At 58.3% G+C, this 19,697-nt stretch carries 19 protein-coding genes; 11 read left to right on the top strand and 8 right to left on the bottom strand.

The window, feature by feature from the left end:
- The first annotated feature begins 153 nt into the window (after positions 1-153).
- From GOB85_RS10895 to GOB85_RS10870, 6 genes are all read left to right on the top strand, one after another.
- Entirely contained in the window at positions 154-861 is a 708-nt protein-coding gene (locus GOB85_RS10895; RefSeq protein ID WP_173577546.1) for a 3-oxoacid CoA-transferase subunit A, read from the top strand.
- A gap of 35 nt (positions 862-896) precedes the next feature.
- Positions 897-1,526 (top strand): 3-oxoacid CoA-transferase subunit B, encoded by a 630-nt coding sequence (locus GOB85_RS10890; RefSeq protein WP_173577568.1) that lies wholly within the window; start codon positions 897-899, stop codon positions 1,524-1,526.
- Complete coding sequence (gene pcaF / locus GOB85_RS10885) at positions 1,519-2,721, top strand: 3-oxoadipyl-CoA thiolase (protein WP_173577547.1); 1,203 nt, start codon at positions 1,519-1,521, stop codon at positions 2,719-2,721. The genes GOB85_RS10890 and pcaF overlap by 8 nt, the downstream gene beginning before the upstream one ends.
- Positions 2,722-2,828: 107 nt before the next feature.
- Complete coding sequence (locus GOB85_RS10880) at positions 2,829-3,662, top strand: BKACE family enzyme (RefSeq protein WP_173577548.1); 834 nt, start codon at positions 2,829-2,831, stop codon at positions 3,660-3,662.
- 67 nt (positions 3,663-3,729) lie between these two features.
- Positions 3,730-5,100 carry a TIGR00366 family protein gene (locus tag GOB85_RS10875; protein WP_173577549.1) on the top strand — a complete coding sequence of 457 codons (1,371 nt, stop codon included), beginning with the start codon at positions 3,730-3,732 and terminating at the stop codon, positions 5,098-5,100.
- Between the two features lie 13 nt (positions 5,101-5,113).
- Entirely contained in the window at positions 5,114-5,899 is a 786-nt protein-coding gene (locus GOB85_RS10870) for a 3-hydroxybutyrate dehydrogenase (protein ID WP_173577550.1), read from the top strand.
- A gap of 98 nt (positions 5,900-5,997) precedes the next feature.
- Here the strand turns inward: GOB85_RS10870 and GOB85_RS10865 are convergent, their stop codons facing one another.
- Positions 5,998-6,693, bottom strand: a complete 696-nt coding sequence (locus GOB85_RS10865; RefSeq protein ID WP_173577551.1) for a YfdX family protein — start codon at positions 6,691-6,693, stop codon at positions 5,998-6,000.
- Positions 6,694-6,833: 140 nt separating this feature from the next.
- Positions 6,834-7,622, bottom strand: a complete 789-nt coding sequence (locus GOB85_RS10860; protein WP_173577552.1) for an inositol monophosphatase family protein — start codon at positions 7,620-7,622, stop codon at positions 6,834-6,836.
- 259 nt (positions 7,623-7,881) lie between these two features.
- On the opposite strand from GOB85_RS10860, the gene sucC reads away from it, so the two are divergent.
- Both sucC and sucD read left to right on the top strand, forming a co-directional pair.
- On the top strand, positions 7,882-9,135 hold the full coding sequence (gene sucC, locus GOB85_RS10855) for an ADP-forming succinate--CoA ligase subunit beta (RefSeq protein WP_277875912.1): 1,254 nt from the start codon (positions 7,882-7,884) through the stop codon (positions 9,133-9,135).
- Positions 9,135-10,010, top strand: coding sequence for a succinate--CoA ligase subunit alpha (gene sucD / locus GOB85_RS10850; protein ID WP_173577554.1), 876 nt, complete (start codon positions 9,135-9,137; stop codon positions 10,008-10,010). Before sucC ends, sucD begins: the two co-directional genes overlap by 1 nt.
- A 357-nt stretch (positions 10,011-10,367) precedes the next feature.
- On the opposite strand, the gene GOB85_RS10845 is transcribed toward sucD, so the two are convergent.
- Complete coding sequence (locus tag GOB85_RS10845) at positions 10,368-11,021, bottom strand: CatB-related O-acetyltransferase (RefSeq protein WP_173577555.1); 654 nt, start codon at positions 11,019-11,021, stop codon at positions 10,368-10,370.
- A 164-nt stretch (positions 11,022-11,185) separates the two neighbouring features.
- Here GOB85_RS10845 and GOB85_RS10840 point away from each other — a divergent pair, with 164 nt between their 5' ends.
- Positions 11,186-12,142, top strand: coding sequence for an aldo/keto reductase (locus tag GOB85_RS10840; RefSeq protein ID WP_173577556.1), 957 nt, complete (start codon positions 11,186-11,188; stop codon positions 12,140-12,142).
- Positions 12,143-12,169: 27 nt separating this feature from the next.
- Here GOB85_RS10840 and GOB85_RS10835 read toward each other — a convergent pair whose 3' ends face one another.
- From GOB85_RS10835 to GOB85_RS10820, 4 genes are all read right to left on the bottom strand, one after another.
- Positions 12,170-12,544, bottom strand: coding sequence for a hypothetical protein (locus GOB85_RS10835; protein WP_173577557.1), 375 nt, complete (start codon positions 12,542-12,544; stop codon positions 12,170-12,172).
- Positions 12,541-13,623 (bottom strand): glycosyltransferase family 4 protein, encoded by a 1,083-nt coding sequence (locus GOB85_RS10830; RefSeq protein ID WP_173577558.1) that lies wholly within the window; start codon positions 13,621-13,623, stop codon positions 12,541-12,543. The genes GOB85_RS10835 and GOB85_RS10830 overlap by 4 nt, the downstream gene beginning before the upstream one ends.
- Positions 13,623-15,851, bottom strand: a complete 2,229-nt coding sequence (locus tag GOB85_RS10825; protein ID WP_173577559.1) for a GumC family protein — start codon at positions 15,849-15,851, stop codon at positions 13,623-13,625. The genes GOB85_RS10830 and GOB85_RS10825 overlap by 1 nt, the downstream gene beginning before the upstream one ends.
- 89 nt (positions 15,852-15,940) lie before the next feature.
- Positions 15,941-16,729 carry a sugar transferase gene (locus GOB85_RS10820; RefSeq protein ID WP_277875910.1) on the bottom strand — a complete coding sequence of 263 codons (789 nt, stop codon included), beginning with the start codon at positions 16,727-16,729 and terminating at the stop codon, positions 15,941-15,943.
- 358 nt (positions 16,730-17,087) lie between these two features.
- Here GOB85_RS10820 and GOB85_RS10815 point away from each other — a divergent pair, with 358 nt between their 5' ends.
- Positions 17,088-18,437: an outer membrane beta-barrel protein gene (locus tag GOB85_RS10815; protein WP_242011449.1), complete on the top strand. Its 1,350-nt coding sequence runs from the start codon at positions 17,088-17,090 to the stop codon at positions 18,435-18,437.
- Positions 18,438-18,573: 136 nt separating this feature from the next.
- Positions 18,574-19,161, top strand: a complete 588-nt coding sequence (locus tag GOB85_RS10810) for a polysaccharide biosynthesis/export family protein (protein WP_173577560.1) — start codon at positions 18,574-18,576, stop codon at positions 19,159-19,161.
- 228 nt (positions 19,162-19,389) lie between these two features.
- On the opposite strand, the gene GOB85_RS10805 is transcribed toward GOB85_RS10810, so the two are convergent.
- The gene (locus GOB85_RS10805) at positions 19,390-19,563 is read right to left on the bottom strand and encodes a hypothetical protein (protein WP_173577561.1); all 174 of its coding nucleotides are present in this window, start codon (positions 19,561-19,563) and stop codon (positions 19,390-19,392) included.
- Between the last annotated feature and the right edge of the window lie 134 nt (positions 19,564-19,697).

The following is a 19,697-nucleotide window of genomic DNA, read 5'->3' as shown; positions in this document are numbered from 1 at the left end:
TAATTTATGATCGTTTCGGAAAATATCGGCTTCGGCCAGAAATTCACAACATCGGGAGCATGAAGTTCCGCCTTGCCTGCTTCTGTCCGAAAGTGCTCAATAAAATTCGCTATACGCCCATACGTGCGATATGCGCACACTAGTGGAGGGGTCATGATCAACAAGCAGGTCGGGACAACAGCAGAGGCACTCAGCGGCATTGCCGACGGGTCCGTTGTCATGATCGGTGGGTTCGGGTCGGTCGGGCAGCCGGACGCTCTTATTGAGGCGCTGATCGAACAGGGCGCGCGTGATCTCACGGTTGTTGCCAACAATGCCGGAGCAGGACGGGTCGGGCTGGCGAAACTGCTGGACGCCGGGCGGGTACGACGGATTATCTGCTCCTATCCCCGATCATCAGGCTCTGTCGTCTTTGAGGATCTGTTTCGGGCAGGACTTCTGGAACTTGAAATCGTGCCTCAGGGAACGCTGGCGGAGCGCATTCGCGCGGCCGGAGCGGGGATCGCGGGCTTCTATACCCCCACGACGGTTGGCACCATTCTCGCGAAAGGCAAGGAAACGCGGGAGTTCAGTGGACGTCTTTATGTTCTGGAACAGGCGCTCGGCGCGGATGTGGCGCTGATCCAGGCCTGGCGGACCGACCGGATCGGCAACTGCGTCTATCGTGAAACCGGGCGGAATTTTAATGCCGTGATGGCGACGGCTGCCCGCACCACCATCGTGCAGACATGCGGCATGACAGAGGTGGGCGGGCTTGACCCGGAAGCAATCGTGACGCCGGGGATCTTCGTTCACCGCGTCGTGCATATTCCCGATGGTGAGGCCGCAGCGCCTGCTCATCTGAAAAAAGAGGAGGTCTGACCGTGGCGGATTATAAACCTCTGTCCCGCAAGGCGATGGCCGAACGGATTGCGCGCGATATTCCGGAAGGGTGGTATGTCAATCTCGGGATCGGCATCCCGACACTGGTGGCCGACGCCATCCCGACTGAGAAAGAGATCTTTCTTCACAGCGAAAATGGTGTGCTGGGGTTCGGTCCCGCGCCTGATCCGGAGCATATTGATCCGTGGCTGATCAATGCCGGAAAACAGCATGTCACCCTGCGCCCCGGCGGAAGTTTCTTTCACCATGCGGACAGTTTCGCCATGATCCGCGGGGGACATCTCGATCTTTGCATTCTTGGCGCGTTTGAGGTTTCAGCGGGCGGGGATATCGCGAACTGGGCGACGTCCGCGCAGGACAGCGCGCCCGCTGTTGGCGGGGCGATGGACCTCGCGGCCGGGGCGCGCCGCGTCTGGGTGGCGACAGAACACACCACTCGTGAAGGCGCGCCGAAGCTGGTTGAAACCTGCTCCTATCCGCTGACCGCGCCGGCTGTCGTAAGCCGGATTTACACCAATCTCGCCGTTCTGGACGTGGAGGATAATCGCTTCGTCGTGCGCGAGATGGTGCCTGGCCTGTCGCGGGACGCATTGCAGGCGATGACCGCAGCGCCGGTCTTCTTCGAGGAAAAAGAATATGCGTGACGCCTATATCTGCGATTTCACGCGCACGCCGATCGGGCGTTACGCCGGAGCGCTCCGTCATGTTCGCGCCGATGACCTTGCGGCGCACCCTCTGCGTGTTCTGCGCGAGAGAAATGCGACCGTTGACTGGGATGCACTCGACGACTGTTTCATGGGGTGTGCGAACCAGGCGGGCGAGGATAACCGCAATGTTGCGAGAATGGCTGTGCTTCTCGCCGGATTTCCGGTCGGGACACCGGGCACGACCATAAACCGTCTCTGTGGCTCCGGTCTGGACGCTGTTGGAGAGGCGGCCCGCGCCATCCGGGCCGGCGACGCGGATCTGGTTCTGGCGGGTGGTGTGGAGAGCATGACCCGCGCTCCCTTCGTGACAGGCAAGGCGACCGAAGCCTTCTCCCGCAACGCGGAGCTGTATGACACGACGATTGGCTGGCGCTTTGTCAATCCGGCGATGCGTGAGGCATGGGGGTGTGATTCCATGCCTGAGACGGGAGAAAATGTCGCCGACCGTTACGATATTTCCCGCGAGGATCAGGATCTTTTCGCGTTCAGATCACAGCGGAAAACGGAACAGGCGCGAGTGGCGGGATATTTTGCGCGTGAAATCACGCCGGTGACGGTGAAAACCCGCAAAGCAGAAACCGTCGTGTCCGAAGATGAACATCCGAGACCGGAAACAACGCTGGAAGGTCTGGCGAAACTCAAAGCGCCATTTCGCACGGGCGGGACGGTAACCGCGGGCAACGCGTCCGGCGTCAACGATGGCGCGGCCGCTCTTCTTCTGGCCAGCGAGGTGGGTGTGCGCCGTCATAACCTCGCGCCCCGTGGACGGATCGTGGCCATGGCCGCCGCCGGGGTCGAGCCTTCGGTGATGGGGATCGGTCCGGTTCCCGCCGTGCAGAAGCTGCTGGCCCGGACCGGCTTTACGCTCGATGACATGGATCTGATCGAACTGAACGAAGCGTTCGCCAGCCAGTCTCTGGCGGTCATGCGGCGTCTTGGGCTTGATGATGCCTGTGAGCGCGTCAATCCCCATGGTGGTGCGATCGCCCTCGGACACCCTCTGGGAATGTCCGGCGCGCGGCTGGCGCTGACGGCGATCAGCGGGCTGGAGGCTCGTGGAGGCCGGCGTGCCCTGGTGACCATGTGCATAGGCGTAGGGCAGGGGATCGCCGCGATCGTGGAGCGGCTTTGAAGAGTGGCTCCGTTTTTTCTGCCCTGCCCTCCGTCATCCGGCCTACCTGAAACGTTTTCTGAGTGCACCAGTCCCCGGAGAGGGATGTTACAAGAAGGAAAATCCCCATGCGCCCAGCCGTTATCGCCGTGGCCATTACCGGTTCCGTGCCGCGTAAATCCGACAACCCGACGCTGCCTGTCACGCCGTCGGAACAGATCGAGTCCACGCATCAGGCTTATGAGGCGGGCGCGTCGCTGGTTCATATCCATGTTCGCAACGCCGATGAGAGCCCGTCTTCCGATCCCGATCTGTTCCACGCCGTTCAGGAAGGCGTGACGCGGCATTGTCCGGGCATGATCATTCAGTTCTCGACTGGCGGACGCGGACGTGATGCGGGCGCGCGCGGCAGCGCCCTGCCGCTGTGCCCGGATATGGCATCGCTTTCGACCGGGTCGGTAAATTTCCCGACAATCGTTTATGAGAACAGTGAAGCGCTGGTCACGACGCTCGCATCGTCCATGAAAACATATGATGTGGCGCCGGAAATCGAGATTTTCGACCTGTCGCATCTTCACGGCGCGAAACGCCTGATTGAAGCGGGCCTGATGGGGCCACGCCCGCATGTTCAGTTTGTGCTTGGTGTCAGAAACGCCATGCCCGCCGAAGAGCATCTTCTCGACATCCTGCTTGCGGAAAAACAGCGTGTGCTGCCGGACGCGACATGGACGGCGGCCGGGATCGGGAAGTTTCAGACGCAGGTGATGGACTGGGTGCTCGCACGCGGTGGCGACGGGGTACGGACGGGTCTGGAGGATAATGTTCGCGTCAGCCGCGACAGACTTGCTGACGGGAATGTGGAACTGGTGCGTATCGCGGCTGACCGTCTGGCCGCCCATAATCGCCGGCCGGCAACGCCATCGGAAGCACGGCAGATGCTCGGGCTCCGTGCCGCGGGCTGACTGTCACGTCGTTAGCCGGAATGCGCCACTCTGAGTCAGAGCGTGCGCTGCTGAAAGATCTTTTCCGATGTCAGAAAAATCCACTGTTATCGTGACACAGGGTTCATTTCAGAAAACACTGGTCAGTTTCTTTGTCATATTCTTTGAACGTTATATGCCCGATCCGTTTGTGATCGCGCTGCTGCTGACATTTGTGACAGCCGTTCTGGCGATGATACTGGCGCCTCACGGCTCACCGGGCGCCATTCTGGATGCCTGGTATGGTGGTGCGTTCAAAATCGTCGCGTTCGCTTTCCAGATGATGCTGATTCTGGTGACGGGCCATGCCGTGGCCGGGGCGGCTCCGGTGAGGCGGATACTGAGCCGCCTTGTGGCCTGGGTCAGCACGCCGGGGCAGGCCGTTCTGATGATGTTCGTGCTGGTGGTGCCCGCGACCTGGTTCAACTGGGGCCTTGGGCTCGTCGTCGGAGCCTTCGTGGCCCGCGAAATCGCCCGGCATATCCGGGTCGATTATGGCTGGCTGGTCGCCTGTGGTTATACGGCCTGGTGGATCTGCAACAGTGGTCTGTCGAGTTCGATTGCCCTGTCACAGGCGACTCACGGCAATCCCATGAACATTGTTGAACAGATGACAGGCCAGATGGTCCCGCTGCGCGCGACGCTTTTCTCGGCTTTCACCGTGGTGCCGACTGTTCTGACCGTTATCGTGTCAGCACTGGTTTTTCCGTTTTTCTGTCCGGCACCGCAGCAATCCGTCTATCTGGAGGCGCATGACGACGGGATCACGGCACCGATCCGGCGATCAGGCCCCCGGTCACCGCGCAGTGCGACGGAACAGTCCGTCATCCTGTCTTTTGCCATCGCGCTGTTTGCTTTCGCTGCGCTGATCCTGCGCTGGCGGGAGCATGGCTTCGGGTTCGATATTGACAGCCTTATCCTGAGCTTTCTGATCCTCGGGCTGATGCTGCAGAAAACACCGATTGCGTATGTCGGCGCCGTCCGTGAGGCCATTTCACAAACCGGGCCGATCCTGCTGCAGTTTCCGTTCTATGGCGGGATCATGGGAATCATGACAGCAACCGGTCTGGCGGGCGTGATTTCGGAATTCTTTGTGCATGTGGCTTCGGCGCAGACATTGCCTTTCTGGAGTTTTGTCAGTTCCCTGATCATCACATTTCTGGTCCCGAGCGCGGGCGGTCACTGGGCGGTGCAGGGGCCTTTCGTCGTGCCCGCGGCCATGAGCCTTCATGCGTCGATCCCGCATGTGATCATGGGTGTGGCCATCGCCGAGAATGTCGCGAACATGCTCCAGCCTTTCTGGGCCGTTCCGATTGTGGCCATTGCCGGAATCGGTATTCAGCGTGTGATGGCCTTTACCTCGATCACATTCCTGATCTCGCTTGTAATCTGCTGTGTCTCCGTTTTCCTGCTTGGCTGAGAGGAGAAAATTCATGTTTCTCAAAGGGCGGATCGCGCTCGTCACGGGCTCCACCTCAGGCATCGGCCTGGCCTGTGCAAGAGCGCTTGCCGGAGAAGGGGCCGCACTTGTTCTCACCGGATTCGGTGATCCGGAAGCGATTGAAAAAGAACGCCGCGCACTCTCGGACTTATCGGGGGCAGAGGCGCTGTTTTTTCCGGCGGATCTCAGTCGGCCGGAAGACAATACGGCGCTGATCGACACAATACGCGAAAGATACGGCAGTCCGGATATTCTCATTGCCAATGCCGGTATTCAGCATGTCGAACCGATCGCGACATTTCCGGCAGAGAAATGGGATCAGATTCTCGCACTCAACCTGAGTTCGCCCTTCCACCTGATGCAGGCCGTTCTGCCTCATATGACGGCAAAAGGATGGGGGCGGATCATCACGACGGCATCCATTCACTCCGTCGTCGCGTCGGCCTTCAAATGCGCTTATGTGGCTGCGAAACACGGTCTGGTCGGGCTGGTGAAAACCGCTGCTCTGGAGGCGGCCGGGTCTGGCGTGACCGTCAATGCGATTTCGCCCGGTTATGTGTGGACGCCGCTCGTGGAAAATCAGATTCCCGACACGATGAAGGCGAGAGGACTGACCCGTGAGCAGGTGTTGCGCGACGTCATCCTTGCTGCCCAGCCGACGGGACAGTTTGTGACGGTGGAACAGATCGCCGCCCTTGCGCTGTTTCTGTGTCGTGAGGAAGCCGCTCAGATGACCGGATCGAATTACATGATGGATGGTGGCTATACGGCGCGATAAACGCAGGACACGAAAAAACCGTGGCCCTTACGGACCACGGTTCGCGCAGACGTTTTCTCACAGATGCGACGGGAACGTCCCGCCGCGCCCTTACGGGATCAGTTTTTCTTCGCCGGAGCCGGAGCAGCCGCTCCGTTTCCCTGAGCCTGCGAATCGATGAAGTCGTCGGAGACGAACACGATTCCGCCAAGCGCCTGGTTCAGCGCATCGACAGCCGATTTCGCGTCACCACCTTCGGTGAAGACCGTGGCGCGATTCACCGCACCCTGGGTCGGCGTCAGCGGCGCGAGAGCCACGATAAAGTCAACATCTTCATCGACAACCTGCATCGTGTCAGCCGCCTGCTGCGTGGTGCCGGTCTTCAGCTGACCATTTGCCGTGCCGACAGCCGCTTTCTTTTCAGGAGCAAGAGTCTCGCTGGCGATCCACTCGCCACCAACCGGAACCCAGGCATCCGGTGTTGTCGATGGCACGTGACCCGGCTGCGCCGGATGCTGCGAAGCGGGCATCAGCGCGCTCTCGGCAGCCATAAACTTCGTGTCGTCTTTTGAGGCTGACTGAAGACGCTTTGTTGCGTCATAAAGCGCCGGAATGGCCTGCTCGGTCTTGCCGGCCGACAGCAGATCACGGGCCTGAAGAATATCAACAAGGGCACGCTGGCCATCGGCTGACAGGTGCTTCATTGCCCGGCCGGCCTTATATTTTTCCCAGTGGGTGTGAAGAGCGCCGGCATGGGCAAAAGTCGGCACGGCAGCGAGACTGGCGGCGAGAACCAGTGCTGAAAGACGTTTCATAAACTCGGTATCCTGACACTTAATTGTAACATTCTGTTTCGGGTCTATTTTATCTTATTACACATCGCGTTCAATGTGCCGCCCGCGAGGCGAATATCAGCCATTCATCAGATTCAGATACTGGCTCGAAAACCGCGAAATCATATGAGCGGAATGCTGACAGCCTGTGAGAGTGCATCAGCAATTCCCGGAGCGGCGGCAAGGATTGTCCCGGGGCCGGCAAGTCCGCCGTCACGGAGAAACGGTGACACGCGCGCGCCGGCCTCCGACAGGATGACCAGTGCGGCGGCAACGTCCCACAGATTGATGACAATCTCGATATAGCCATCCAGCCGGCCGCAGGCGACGTCGGTGAGGGCCAGAGCGCCGGAGCCACCGGAACGTGGCATAGCGCCCAGGTCGAGGATTGCGCCGGTTTTCTCCATGAACACCGGTTTTGGCACCCGGTTGCTCCAGCCCATTTCGATCATGGCGCTACGCGGATCGGTGACAGTGGAAGCGCTGATCTTCCCGCCGTTGAGATATGCGCCGTGTCCCGCGAGGGCGGTGTAGGTTTCACGCAGGGCAGGGGCTGCGATGACGCCGGCGACCGGCTCGTCACCGTCGAGAAGACCGAGGGAGACGCACCAGCGGTTTCGTCCGCGTGCGTAATTCGACGTGCCGTCGATCGGATCGACGACCCAGCGGAGGCTGCCTTCGCGGGCGCGTCCGCCTTCCTCGCCCTGAAAGCCGTCTTCGGGGAAAAGGGCCTGCATCCGCTGTGAGATGAACATCTCGACGGCGCCGTCCGTTTCGGTCAGCCAGTCCTGCGCTGATTTCTGGATGGCGACAGGGCCACCTGATGGCGGGCGCATCGTGAGGGCCATGCGGGCGGCGTCGTCCACGATGGCGCGGGCGGCTTCAAAACGACGTTCAAGGGCGGCTGACATGCTGTTTTTCCGGCGCATAGCCGGCCTCTGCTGTGAAGACGCGCGGGGGCGTTTTCCGTCATGAACTGTGTGTCTGATAGGCGCCAGGGGCGTGAGAAGTCGAGCCCTGGCGACGGCGGGTGGCGCGAGGGACGAGCACGGGATTTTGTTTTGTCGGGCGCAGGTCGGCTGCCTACCGTGGGGACAGCTCATCCCGGCTCCGGATAAAGAGAACAAAAAAAGAGGCGGGGCATTCGGAGCGGACAGGGTGCCCGACGGCATGGGTGGCCGGTCAGTATCCGGGATCTGGACCAACCGGCTTCAGGACAGAAGAATGAATATTCATGAATATCAGGCCAAGGCACTTCTGAAGTCCTATGGCGTGCCCGTTCCGCACGGCATTGTCGTTCAGTCTCCGAACGAGGCCCGGGATGCGGCGAAGTCGCTTTCGGGCGATCTGTTTGTGGTCAAGGCGCAGATTCACGCGGGCGGGCGGGGTGCCGGTCATTTTGTGGGCGAGCCGGCATGCAGCGGGGTCCGGCTTGTGAAAACGCCGGACGAGGCAAAGAAAGCGGCTTATGAGATGCTGGACCGAACGCTTGTCACGCGACAGACGGGACCGCAGGGCCGTATTGTCCGCAAGCTTTATGTTGAAGCCGGGTGCGCGATTGAGCGCGAACTCTATTTTTCGATGCTGATTGACCGGTCCGAGCGCTGCATTGTCATTGTGGCGTCCGAGGCCGGCGGTATGAGCATTGAAGACGTTGCGGAGAAAATGCCTGAGAAAATTCGTAAGGTTGCGATCGATCCGTCTCTCGGACTTGCGGATCATCAGTCCCGGGAACTGGCGACGCGGCTGGGTCTGCATGGCCCGCAGATTCATCAGTTCGCGGAGATCGTGCGGTCTGCTTACACGGCCTTTACGGCGCTTGATGCTTCTCTGATCGAGACGAATCCGCTGGTGGTCACCAAGGATGGTTCGCTGCTGGCGCTCGATGCCAAGATGGGTTTCGACGACAACGGGCTGTTCCGGCACAAGGCGATTCAGGAACTGCGTGATCCGAACGAGGAAGATCCGCGCGAGCAGGAGGCGGCGCGGTTCGGTCTGTCTTATGTCGGGCTGGATGGCACGATTGGCTGCATGGTCAATGGCGCCGGGCTCGCCATGGCGACAATGGATATTATTCACGAGGAAGGAGAGTCGCCGGCCAACTTCCTGGATGTCGGCGGTGGCGCCTCGAAAGAAAAAGTGAGCGCGGCGTTTCGTATTCTGCTGGGCGATGCCCGGATCGAGGGGGTTCTGGTCAATATCTTCGGTGGGATCATGCGTTGTGACATCATTGCCGAGGCTGTTATCTCGTCCTGCCGTGAGGTGGGGCTGCATGTGCCGCTTGTCGTTCGTCTCGCCGGAACGCGTGTCGAGGAGGGGATGGCCCTGATCTCGAAATCCGGTCTTGATGTGATTGTCGCTACGGATCTTGGAGATGCGGCCCGCAAGATTGTGGCTGCCGTTCGTGCCCGGAGGGCTGCCTGATGTCCATTCTTGTTGATCATGACACCAGATTACTTGTTCAGGGATTTACCGGCGCACAGGGAACGTTTCACTCTCAGGAATCGCTTGCTTACGGCACGAAGATTGTCGGTGGCGTAACGCCGGGGCGCGGCGGGCAGACCCATCTCGGGTTGCCGGTTTTCGACACGGCCGAGCAGGCGCAGAAAGAGCTGAAGGCTGATGCGACGGTTATCTTCGTTCCGCCGCCTGGCGCCGCGGATGCGATTCTTGAAGCGATTTCCAATGAAATTCGCCTGATTGTCTGCATCACCGAGGGTATCCCGGCACAGGATATGCTGCGTGTCCGCACGGAACTGGATCGCTCATCGAGTATTCTCGTCGGTCCGAACTGTCCGGGGGTGATTACGCCGGATGCGTGCAAGATCGGGATCATGCCGGGGCCGATTCACCGGCGCGGGCATGTGGGGATCGTGTCCCGTTCGGGAACGCTGACTTATGAGGCGGTGGCGCAGACGACGGCTCTGGGCATGGGGCAGAGCACGAGCGTCGGGATTGGTGGTGATCCGATCAAGGGACTCGATTTCGTTGATGTCTTCGAGATGTTTCTTGCTGATCCGGAGACGGAATCAATCATCATGATCGGAGAGATTGGCGGCACATCGGAGAACGATGCCGCGCGGTTGTTGCGGGACAGTCGGGTGAAGAAGCCGGTTGTGGCGCTTGTCGCGGGGCTTACAGCGCCGCCCGGTCGTCGTATGGGGCATGCCGGGGCAGTTATTTCCGGGGGTGACGACACGGCCAAGGCGAAGATCGAGGTGTTGCGTGGCGCGGGTGTTCATATCGCGCCGACGCCGGCGGAGCTTGGCACCACGTTGCAGGCGGTTTTGCGCGGGTAGTGTTGCAGCCCGAAGCGCCTGGATTGACCGTCGTAAAAAAAGCCCGGGCGCTGCCCGAATCCGGAAGAGGTCACGGTCCTCTTTCACCCTGGTCTGTTGATCTGCAAGCCGGTTTCCAAAGGCTCCGTTGTCATTAAGTGCTGGCTCCTTCTCAGGGCTTTGCCCTGGAACCCACCAAAGGTCACAGACCTTTGGAAACCATTTTATCATAAATAAATTGGGGTGCAGGGGCCTGCGGTCCCTGCCGGGTCCGGGCAGAGCCCGGATTCTGCCAACCCTTTGAAAAATCACAGATCAACACGTAACGACAACAGAGCCTTTCCAGGGCTCTTCGGCCTCTCTTCCTGTGTCTCAGCCTCAATCCGGAGTTGTATTGACTGACTGCTCCAGGACCGCGTTTGTCCCGGTCTGGTCAGGTTCCGATGTCTCGTCCAGGCTTTCGGCGAGTTCGAGGAAGGCTTCGATATTGGTGCTCATGAGTTTGGGCAGATGCTCCCTGAGCAGATCTTCCGGCCAGTTCCACCAGGCGACGGCGAGGAGTCGGGCGACGATATCGGAGCTGAAGCGGTGCCGGATGGTCCGGCCGGGGTTGCCGCCCACGATCGCATAGGGTTCGACTGTGCCGCGCACGAGCGCATCCGCTGCGATGATGGCCCCGTCTCCGATGGTTGTACCGGACAGGATTGTGCTGCCGGCGCCGAACCAGACATCGTTACCGATGGTGATGTTGCCGTTGGTCACGTGGTCGTCCTCTCCTTTTTCAGCCGCGGGCCAGAAATGGGAGAGGGTTTTGAACGGGTAGGTTGTGACGAGATCGGCGCGGTGGTTGCCAAGAATCATCGTCACATTCGGTCCGATCGAGCAGAACCGGCCGATTTCGAGATCGGCATATTCGGCTTCGAGGATGGTGGGAGTGCCGTATGTATGATCGCCGATGTTCCAGCCCTTGTCGGCGATCATCCAGGACAGCGTGTGCCGGGTGAGCATGGAAAAGGAATTCGTGCCGAACATGGAGGGTTCTCCGTTTTTTAACGTGACGCGAAGTGGCATCAGATCGGGCGAGGGATGCTGTCGGCATGCGGGGATCGGTTTGAATGATGGTTTCAGGTTGACGGGAACGCTCTGGTCTTCATGGTCGTTATCACAGGAATAATGACATGCAAGGAAGCCAGACTATGAAAAAGCGTGCGCTCGGGAAAACGGGATTTGATATTTCACCCATCGTTTTTGGCGGGAATGTTCTGGGCTGGACGATTGACGAGAAGGCAGGATTTGAGGTGCTTGATGCCTTTGTCGATCATGGTTTCGATGCCATCGATACGGCCGATGTTTATTCTGTGTGGGTGCCTGGCAATAAAGGCGGCGAATCCGAGACGATCATCGGACGGTGGCTGAAGGCGCGGCCAGGCATGCGGAATCGGGTGAAGATTTTCACAAAAACAGGAATGGACATGAAGCAGCCCGGAAAGAACGGGCTGTCGGAAAAACGGATCATGCAGGCCGTCGACGAGTCTCTTGGCAGGCTCGGGATCGACCGGATCGATCTGTATTTCTCTCATTGCTTCGATCCGGATGTGCCGCAGGCGGAAACGCTGGGCGCTTATGACAGGCTGCTGAAAGCAGGCAAAATCAGGTCGATCGGTGCGTCTAATTTTGACGCGGCCCAACTGGAACAGGCGCTGGACGTGTCACGTGAGCATGGCCTTCCGGCATATCAGGTGCTGCAACCGGAATATAACCTTTACGACCGTGCATCTTATGATGGCGCGTTACGCGATTTCTGTCTTCGGGAAGGTCTGGGGGTCGTCACCTATTATTCGCTGGCTTCGGGGTTTCTGTCGGGAAAGTATCGCAGCGAGGCGGATGTTGGAGACAGCAAACGTAAAGGCAGGGTTGAGACGTATCTCAATCCGCGTGGAACAAAAATTCTTGACGCGCTGGATAAGGTTGCGAAACGCCACGACGCGAAGGATGCGGAGGTCGCTCTTGCCTGGCTGATCGAACGCGCGGGCGTGACGGCGCCGATTGCGAGCGCGACGAAGCTGTCGCAGGTCAGGAGCTTTGCGAAAGCTGCGAGTCTGTCACTTTCTGCGGATGACATGGACGTTCTGGAGCGTGCAGGCGCTCTGTGACCGGGCAATTTGCAGAGAAAGTGTCGTTCAGAAAATTCCCGGATCCCGGATGACCAGGGCTTGTTTGGAAGCGTTGGTCACGAGTGCGCCGCGAGCGGATTCTGACGCGGCGGCGGTTTTGAAGGCATGGCAGTGGGACGCGCTCATGATGAGATGAGTGCCGAAACGGGCATTCACTGTCTGGGCGAAGTGACCACTGAGGGAGCCGACAACCATCGGTGAGGTACTGTGCAGGCGTCTCGGGGCGCTCAGATATAGCTCGCCGCGTTCTCCGTTTACAGCAGCGCACCAGGCGGTGATCCCGGGTTGCTGCCCGGGAGTGCCCGGAAAATCCTGAGCGGATGCTGCGCCATGCGAGAACAGCAGAAACAGAACGGCCAGACAGCCTGAGCGAATGATCATCGTGGTGATCCGGATTGTGTCAGAGCAAGGAGAGCCTGCGCGGCTTTATCCCACGTGTAGAACGTGGCGCGGGTGCGTCCGTGTTCGCGAAGCTGCATGGCGAGTGAGGGGTCATCGAGAATCTGCAGCACACGGGCGCGGATTGCGTTCTGATCTTCAGGGTCTGCATAGAGGGCCGCGTCGGCGCAGATTTCCTGCAAAGGGGGAATTGACGAGGCGACGACGGGGCAGCCACAGGCCATGGCTTCCACTGCGGGCAGGCCGAATCCTTCATAAAGCGACGGAAAGACAAAACAGGATGCGGCCTGATAGAGGGCGTGAAGCTGAGCGTCGGTGACTCTTCCGACATAGAGCGCTGGCCGGGGAAGTTCCGCGCCGGCACCGAATACGGAGGGGTTGGCACTCCCGCTGATCACGAGCGGGATGCCACGTTCATGCAGTGTGGCAGCCAGTGCGGACAGGGCACGGAGGTTCTTATGCGGGGCCAGGTTTCCGACGGCGAGCACGAACTGGCGGTTCGTCAGGTCATACTGGTTGAGAATCGTCGGGTCAGGAGGGGTCAGTCTGATATGTTCGCCACCTTCAGGAATGACGCTGATCCGGCTGACGCTGACGTTGAGATATCGGGCCAGTTCGCGCTGTGAAAAATCTGAAACCGTTACGAGGCGTGCATTCGTGCGGCAAAGCATCGTTTGCAGAAACTTGTACCAGAGACGAAATTTCCATGAATATCCGTCTGGCTGCGCGAATACGGCCGCGTCGTGCAGAACGACGATCTGGCGGCGGGCCAGCAGGGGCGCGGTGTTTCCAAGGTTGATCAGGGTTCGTGAACCGGCCTGCCACGGGAGATCGATCTGTTCCCAGAGCTGACCTTTCAGGTGGCCGGCCTGGTCCACCGGGAGACCGAATCCCGCATCATCTGCGATTCGCCCATGGGGCGCGAGGAGGTGAGGGAGCGTGGACGTTTCCGGCCAGATACGGGCAATGGCCCGGGTGATTTCGCCGGCGAAGCGTTGCACGCCGCTGAGCGACTGGGTGGCGAAACGTCCGTTGATAACGAGGTTCGGTGTTGTCTGCATCAGGAAGCGAGCAATCCGTAGTGCTGATAGATCTGAATCGGGTTGCTGGACACGCCGTCCGGTCCACGCATGGGAGCCTGCGTGAGCACGCCACCCAGAACCCGCGCGTCGTAAGTCTGCATCTGCCGCATGGCATCTTTCATGGAAGCGGGGGTCGTGACGCCCCATTTTGCGATGATCACCACGCCATCCGTTTCATGGGACAGAACGGCGGCATCCGGGAATGCGAGAATGGGCGGAGTATCAAGCACGATCATATCATAATGCGGGCTGAGTTCTGTCAGGATGAGCTGGATCACCGATGGCGAGACCATCCGGTCGCTGGGCGATTTCCATCCGGCAATCGTGAGCACATCGACGCCGGGAAGGACATCCCGGGCAAGTTCCTGATCGCTGACGACGGAAGTGGACTTGACCGCCGGAAGTCTGCTGTTCGCGGGAGTGCGACGACGGACCTGACCGAGCACCTCCATAGCGGAAGGGCCACGGGTGTCACAGTCGATCACGAGTGCGCGTTTGCCCGAGCGACCGGTATTTCCCGCGAGAGAGAGCGCGAAGGTGGTTTTGCCTTCATCAGGTCCGGGTGAGGTGACGACGATCGTTTTTGCCCGGAAGCGACTCTGGCCGAACGAGAGAATCGTGCGGATCGATTCGACCATTTCGACATACACCGAGGCGCCAGGCATCCGGTAAAGCGTCAGCAGGCCGCCCGTGAAGGTTGGCAGGAGACCAAGCGTAAACAGTCCGGGCACGGAGTCCATTTCAGCGGGACCGCGCATTCCCTGCCTGGCTCGGTCAAGCGCGAGAGCGGTTCCTACACTGGCAAGCGCTGCGAACAATACGGCGATGGCCATGTACTGGGTGCGGGGAGGGCCGGAAACACCGAGCGGCGTTTCTGCTTTCGAGATGAGTTCAGCCTCGGGTTCCTGGAGGGTGGCTTCAGTGGAGGTCTGCGCGAAGCGACCGAGATAATCCTGATAAACCGCCCGGGCAGCGTTCGCTTCACTTTCGAGCTGCTTCAGGGTGACGTTGGCCTGATTCTCGCGTGCAACGCGATTTTCAAGCTTTGCGACTTCGTTTCTGAGTGCATCGACACGGGATTGGGCGCTCTGGAGGTCTTTGCCGCTGCTGCCGGAGATCCGGCCGATTGCGAGGCCGATCTGCTGATGGATATGCGCGGCTCCGGCGCGGGCTGCGATGAGGGCCGGGTTAGCGTCTCCAGCCGTGCTGGCAAGGCTCGCTGCCTGGGCGTTCAGTTGCGCTTCCTGTGCCTGGAGCTGCTGGACGATCGGAGAGGAAAGCGCCTCGGTCGTGCTTGCGGCACCCCCGTTCTCCCGCATCTGGCTGGCACGGGCACGCTTCTGATCGAGATCGGCCTGAGCCCGGATCAGTTCGGCATTGGTTTCCACGAGTTGCTGGTCCGCGACCGTGATGCTGCCCCCCTGCGCGTTCGGGCTGCCGGAATGCTCTATCTGCGCCGAGATCAGACCGTTTTGCTCACGGTATTCTTCGGCCGCCTGTTCGGCTTTGCGGAGTCTTTCACGAAGCGGGACGATCTGTTCATCGAGAAGGCCGTTCGCGCGCCATGTCGCGGCGATTTTCATATGCCGCTTGAAGTCCAGAAAGACGTCGGCATAGGTGTTGGCAATGGCCTGGCTGAGGTCCGGCCGGTTTGTCCGGGCCGTGATCGTAATAATGTAGGACCGTCCATCGTTGAGGATGGTGACGTGATTCGACAGAATATCGCGGGCGACCTGCAGGCGTTCAGCCGGAGTGAGAGGCTTTTTAACTGGCGGACTGCTAAATTTTGTCTGGACCCAGTCCATGACACGCGCCTTGAGTGGGACAGCGTCAGTCAGTTTCCGAAAATACGGATCATCAACCAGCTTCAGGCGCTCCGCGACGGTAATCGCGGTAGCCGGGCTTTTCAGAATTCCGACTTCGGTGTTGATCGCGACGGTATCAACGTCAAGCGAGGTCTGCGTGGCCTGCAGATCCCGGAACTGGGCCTGATGGGTGCCGACGATCAGCGATGCTGACGAGTCATAATATGGCGTCATCATAGCGATGCCGATGCAGGCGGGCAGGCCGATGACGAGGAAGACGGCCATCACCGCCAGCCAGTGTCGGCGCACGACGCCAAAAACTTTCCATGGCGAAACGTGCGACGGATCATGACTCTCCGGCTGCGGAGGACCATTGAACGCTGGCAAATGAACGGCATTCATCGCGGAATTTCCATACGACAGGCGGTGATGACGGAAATCAGATTTTCAGATGTCGCATCGGGATGACAGAATAAAGAACCGCAGGTGCGTTATTTCGCACCTTTCTGAAGAAGAACGGCAGGCAATGTCTGTGCAAGAATAACAAGGTCACGCCGGAAGCTCCACTCACGGACATATCGCGTGTCGAGAGCCACCCGCTCTTCATAACTTGTATCGCTGCGACCGCTGATTTGCCAGAGACCGGTGATTCCGGGACGAACTGCCTGATAATAGCCTGCGTTCGGACCATAATATCTGAGTTCATCTTCAACCACGGGACGAGGCCCGACAAGACTCATATCTGTACGCAGAACGTTCAGAAGCTGGGGAATTTCGTCAAGACTGGTACGCCTGAGGAATCTGCCTATCGGTGTGATACGCGGATCGTTTTCCAGTTTCCTGGTCGCTGACCACTCGATGGCGGCCGCCGGATTCGATGCCAGATGGTCGGCCAGAGCCTGATCTGAGTTCACAGTCATGGTACGAAACTTAAGACAGTGAAACGGTACACCATGTTTCCCGATTCGGAGGTGCCCGTAGAAACCTGGACCTCCATCCCATCGGACAAGTAGCCAGATTATGGCGAAAACCGGCAATGCAGCAAGAAACAGGATTGCCGCCATCAGGACGTCAAACGCGACTTTCACGGGCCGCATGGCAGCCCGGGGCAGCGTCAGCTCCGGAGTTTCAGTCGTAGCGCTCGTGGAACGGGGCGTGGATGGTATATGGGTCTCTGAGGTGACATGTCGGATTTCAGGCGTCGCTGCATTATTGCTCTGGAGCCAGGATTCGTCACCAGATCGTCCTTTTCTCATCGCGCCTGAGATAGATGCACGCATTGTTAACCTCCACATGCAAAACTCTGGGTTCTGATCGGGATTGATAATGGGTCGAAAGATATGGCTCCATCCTGCAAAACTATATGCAGGAATATTGCCATGAGGAAAAATTATTCATGCGTCTCGCACATAAGGCAGGCGTCTCAATAACAAAAGCAAGAGCTAAACGTGTATCACGACGATGTGAATATGCATAATTAACGGCTTAACCTGCAGCTTCATGTGAAATAAGCGTTAAGTCTGCCGGGCTCTGTTTTTGTGATAGACTTTCCATAATGAGTAAGGCTAACACCGCTATCTGTTGCATCACCTGAGAATGGTCTCAGTGAGCGGTAATGAAATAGTCCGGATGAAAGGCATGAACACTAGCATGTCGCTATTTTATCGGGCTTTTGGACTTACTTTATTATTGTTGCCCGTTTGTGGCTATGCGCAGGTGGTGGATCAGTATTTCCCGGCAATGGGTACCGGCGCCGGAGAACTGAGTGAAGAGCCCGCACAGATTCGGGCAACGCAGGCTTATCAGCCCCTCGGAGCACGATGGGGTCCGCTTTCTGTGCACGCTGATGGCGCCGAGGGAATTGGTTATTCCAGCAACGTCGATCTTCTGCCGCAGACGATACATCGTAGTGCGTCAATCGATACCCAGGGACATGTGGGTGTTGTTGCCATGTTTGAACATGATAACCAGGCTCATGCTGATATCAGCGTAGATGATACGCGCTATCCGTCCCGTTCCTTACAGAACAGAACGACCTGGAACGCATCCGTTGGCGCAACACACCATTTCGGTCGTGACGAACTCGGTGTTTCATTTACGCACCTGTCACTTGTTCAGATGCCCACTGAGTCCGGTGCGCTTATTCTTGTGGGGCCTGTGCCTTACAACCTCGATGACGGGCGGATCAGTTATCTGATCCAGACCCATGGCCGGATCAGTTTTATTCCGGAAATCAATGTCCAGCACTATTATTTTGGCACGCCGTCAATTGTTAATAATCCGTTGACGTATGTGAATCAGTCTTATCGTGACCGTGTTATCGTCAACGAGGGTTTTACGGCTCGTTACGAAATTCTGAAGAACAGTCATCTGCTGTTTCTCGCGAGAGGTACGCAGATCAGCTATGGCTCTGCGCAGATCAGTTCCAGTTCTTCCGATCAGGGTTTTCCGACAAGAAATTCCAACGGCTTCTCTGTTCTGGGTGGTTATGATTCCAATGAAGCCGGACCGATCAGGTTCAGGGCTGTTGTAGGCTACCAGCTCAGAGCCTATTCTGCAGCGCTTTACGAGCGTGTGACGTCTCCGATTGCTGAAGCTTCATTGCGTTGGGAACCGACCCGCCTGACTTCTGCTGTGGTAAGTGTTACACACGGCATTGAGGATTCCGCTTTTGAATCAGTGCTTGGTTATACCAACACCCAGGCTCAGCTTACAGTTACGCACGCATTTGCGCGTAATATTGTATTCGGGTTTCACAGCGAAGTCAGGCAGGCATCTTACCCCTCGACATCGTCGAAACTCGCCGGAACGCCTATTTACCAGCAGGCGCATAATCAGAACATGTACGGGTTCGGGATTAATGGTACCTTTTATCTTAATCGCCACATATCCCTGAGCCTTTCTTACGATTATTCCAGTCAAAGCGCCTATCTTGGGCCAATGTTTCCTGTTCATGTTGTCCAGGGAGTGGTTCATTTTGCGCTTTGAGGTCAGCCTGACAGCATTACGGCAGATTGCCGCAGCGGCAGGACTGGTGTTTCCGTTTCCACCCGCTACCGAGAGACCGGATGACGGATCTGTGGTGGACAAATCGTTGTTAACGCTGAGAGATAGGATTTCGAACATGGTGTCGTTGGGTTCCAGTTTCCGCCGACTCAAGCGATCCGTGGTGCCGATGGGCTGCGTCGCACTCTCTCTTGCGGCGTGCGCCGACGGGTCAGGGCTTCGTCCTGTGCCGCCTTATGATCCTGGTCAGTACAAACTGGGTATTGATGATCAGATCCGGGTGATGACCTATGGCCAGGATCAGCTTACGTCCGATTTCCGTGTCGACAGTAATGGAAAGGTCGCTTTTCCGCTGACTGATGGTCTTCAGGCTGCGGGACTGACGACGGGCCAGTTTGCGGATGAGGTGCGGGACGCACTTGAAAAATCGCGTATGCTTCGTGATCCGAAGGTATCTGTCGAGGTGACGGCTTATCGGATGATTTCTGTGCTCGGCGAAGTCGCGCGGCCAGGGCAGTATCCTTATCAGCCTGGTATGACGATGCTGACGGCGATTGCAGCCGCTGGCGGATTTACATACCGGTCACTGGAAAGTCGCACTTATGTGGTTCGTCAGGAAGATGACCACACCGTTGTCGGAAAACTCAGGCCGCAGGATTACGTCAAGCCTGGTGACGTCCTGAAGGTTTATGAGCGCCATTTCTAAAAACGCCGGAAGGGCCGGAGACGCAACGGGTTTTCCGGCCTTTACAGTCTGCAGCGGCACAGCTTGTCAGAAACGGCCCATGCCTGAGCAACAATAGAAAAATTCCGCCCATATCGAATGGGCGGAAAACATCAGGACTATTTTATTTTTGGACTGGACGGACTGGTTTCGTGTCGGATGTAAAGAACTTTTACCTTCAATAACCGGGTCAGACGCTTTCGCAGAAAGTTAACGGAAAGCAGCGATGCCTGCTGCGACCAGAGGACTCCAGGCTGCAAGACCGAGGGCCACGGCAAGAACAATGCCCCGGGCAGGCCCGGTGCGCTCATTCGGCCCGGAAGAAGATGCTGTGTCGCGCAGGTTTTGTGCCGACTGGATAGCTTGCGAGGTTAAAGCGGTCATTGATCTGATGACTTCCCTGCTGGTTGAGGTGGTCCCGTCCGTTCGGACAGTTTTGCGGGCTTGATAAGCTATACCCGGTTGTTGTTATGCCGCCCTTCTGACGGCGTTGCTGTTGGCCATCTGGTCCGGGGTTA

The organism is Acetobacter fallax (assembly GCF_011516735.1).
GTDB classification, from domain to species: Bacteria; Pseudomonadota; Alphaproteobacteria; order Acetobacterales; family Acetobacteraceae; genus Acetobacter; species Acetobacter fallax.
The sequence above is the reverse complement of the archived record's forward strand: the minus strand, read 5'-3'. Positions and strand labels throughout refer to the sequence as shown.

Bases quoted from the DNA above. Each gene is read 5' to 3' on its own strand.
- GOB85_RS10895 (WP_173577546.1), top strand. From the start codon at position 154: ATGATCAACAAGCAGGTCGGGACAACAGCAGAGGCACTCAGCGGCATT.
- GOB85_RS10890 (WP_173577568.1), top strand. From the start codon at position 897: ATGGCCGAACGGATTGCGCGCGATATTCCGGAAGGGTGGTATGTCAAT.
- pcaF (WP_173577547.1), top strand. From the start codon at position 1,519: ATGCGTGACGCCTATATCTGCGATTTCACGCGCACGCCGATCGGGCGT.
- GOB85_RS10880 (WP_173577548.1), top strand. From the start codon at position 2,829: ATGCGCCCAGCCGTTATCGCCGTGGCCATTACCGGTTCCGTGCCGCGT.
- GOB85_RS10875 (WP_173577549.1), top strand. From the start codon at position 3,730: ATGTCAGAAAAATCCACTGTTATCGTGACACAGGGTTCATTTCAGAAA.
- GOB85_RS10870 (WP_173577550.1), top strand. From the start codon at position 5,114: ATGTTTCTCAAAGGGCGGATCGCGCTCGTCACGGGCTCCACCTCAGGC.
- GOB85_RS10865 (WP_173577551.1), bottom strand. From the start codon at position 6,693: ATGAAACGTCTTTCAGCACTGGTTCTCGCCGCCAGTCTCGCTGCCGTG.
- GOB85_RS10860 (WP_173577552.1), bottom strand. From the start codon at position 7,622: ATGTCAGCCGCCCTTGAACGTCGTTTTGAAGCCGCCCGCGCCATCGTG.
- sucC (WP_277875912.1), top strand. From the start codon at position 7,882: ATGGGTGGCCGGTCAGTATCCGGGATCTGGACCAACCGGCTTCAGGAC.
- sucD (WP_173577554.1), top strand. From the start codon at position 9,135: ATGTCCATTCTTGTTGATCATGACACCAGATTACTTGTTCAGGGATTT.
- GOB85_RS10845 (WP_173577555.1), bottom strand. From the start codon at position 11,021: ATGTTCGGCACGAATTCCTTTTCCATGCTCACCCGGCACACGCTGTCC.
- GOB85_RS10840 (WP_173577556.1), top strand. From the start codon at position 11,186: ATGAAAAAGCGTGCGCTCGGGAAAACGGGATTTGATATTTCACCCATC.
- GOB85_RS10835 (WP_173577557.1), bottom strand. From the start codon at position 12,544: ATGATCATTCGCTCAGGCTGTCTGGCCGTTCTGTTTCTGCTGTTCTCG.
- GOB85_RS10830 (WP_173577558.1), bottom strand. From the start codon at position 13,623: ATGCAGACAACACCGAACCTCGTTATCAACGGACGTTTCGCCACCCAG.
- GOB85_RS10825 (WP_173577559.1), bottom strand. From the start codon at position 15,851: ATGAATGCCGTTCATTTGCCAGCGTTCAATGGTCCTCCGCAGCCGGAG.
- GOB85_RS10820 (WP_277875910.1), bottom strand. From the start codon at position 16,729: ATGCGTGCATCTATCTCAGGCGCGATGAGAAAAGGACGATCTGGTGAC.
- GOB85_RS10815 (WP_242011449.1), top strand. From the start codon at position 17,088: ATGAACACTAGCATGTCGCTATTTTATCGGGCTTTTGGACTTACTTTA.
- GOB85_RS10810 (WP_173577560.1), top strand. From the start codon at position 18,574: ATGGTGTCGTTGGGTTCCAGTTTCCGCCGACTCAAGCGATCCGTGGTG.
- GOB85_RS10805 (WP_173577561.1), bottom strand. From the start codon at position 19,563: ATGACCGCTTTAACCTCGCAAGCTATCCAGTCGGCACAAAACCTGCGC.